Source organism: Flavobacterium facile, from assembly GCF_036321945.1.
Taxonomy (GTDB): Bacteria; Bacteroidota; Bacteroidia; order Flavobacteriales; family Flavobacteriaceae; genus Flavobacterium; species Flavobacterium facile.
This window is the reverse complement of the sequence record NZ_JAZAYT010000003.1, coordinates 1-1,243: the sequence shown is the minus strand read 5'-3', so window position 1 is coordinate 1,243 and position 1,243 is coordinate 1. Positions and strand designations below refer to the sequence as shown.

The following is a 1,243-nucleotide window of genomic DNA, read 5'->3' as shown; positions in this document are numbered from 1 at the left end:
TACACATTTGTACCAGCAGGTCCAACAATTGATGCGTCAGGAGTTGTTACTGCTTCAACTGGAAGTTATACATTAACAGCGAGTGCAAACGGATGTACAAGTGCATCAGTAAGCGTAACTGTAAATGCGCAACCAGCTACACCAGCTACACCAGTAATTTCAAATATAACTCATCCGGTTTGTACTGTAAGTGCATCTCCAAATGGAAGTTTTGTAATTTCAAATTACTCAGCGTCTACTACTTATTCATTTATTCCAACAACAGGAACAGTAGTTTCTGGACCTACAGCTACCGGATTAGTAACTGTAACGGCTGGAAGTTATACTGTAACTTCTACGTCTAATGGATGTACGAGCGCTCCAGTAGTGGTTGTAATTAACCCTCTTGAATGTGCTGATATTGTAACTGTTAAAACAGATAACCAAACAAGTTATGTTCCAGGTCAGCCAGTAACCTATATTATTACGGTTACAAATAATGGTCCGACAGCAGCAACTAACGTTAATGTAGTGGATAATGCTCCAACTGGAACAACATTTACTTCATGGTCAAGTTCAAACGGATCAGGAACAGGTAATATTAACGATACTATTGCTACTTTAGCAGTTGGTCAAACAGTAACTTATACAGTTAATGTTGATGTTCCAGCTACTTTGTTAGGTAATTTAGTTAATACTGTTACTGTTACAACAACTACACCTGATCCAGTTCCTGGTTGTACAACATGTACTGATATTGACACTCCTAACACAACGCTAGCTGAGAATGACATTAACAATACATTTATGAACATACCAGTTTCAGGAAGTGTATTAACAAATGATTCAGATCCACAAGGACATACACAAACTGTAACAGCTTCAACTACTACAACTCCACAAGGAACATTGGTATTGAATGCAAACGGAACGTATACCTTTACACCAGCTACAGGTTTCACAGGAACATTTGTTCACACATATACAGTATGTGATAATGGAACACCACAAGCATGTGATACAGCTACCCTGACAATTGAAGTAATGCCAAATCCAAACAATCCATCTACACCAAATGATGTAGTTGCGAATGATGATACAGCAACAACTCCAGCAGGTCAGCCGGTAACTATCAACATTTTATCAAATGATTTTGATCCAAATGGAGACACATTAGGTACACCAACAATTGTCACTCCACCAACAAATGGAACATTTAACCCTGTAACAGGAGTTTATACACCAAACCCAGGTTTTGTAGGAG

General features: G+C 38.5%; 1 protein-coding gene. It reads left to right on the top strand.

Annotated features, from left to right (window positions below):
- Positions 1 to 1,243 (top strand): Ig-like domain-containing protein (locus tag UEQ13_RS00015; RefSeq protein ID WP_329804332.1); only part of this gene is annotated, 1,243 nt, incomplete at both ends.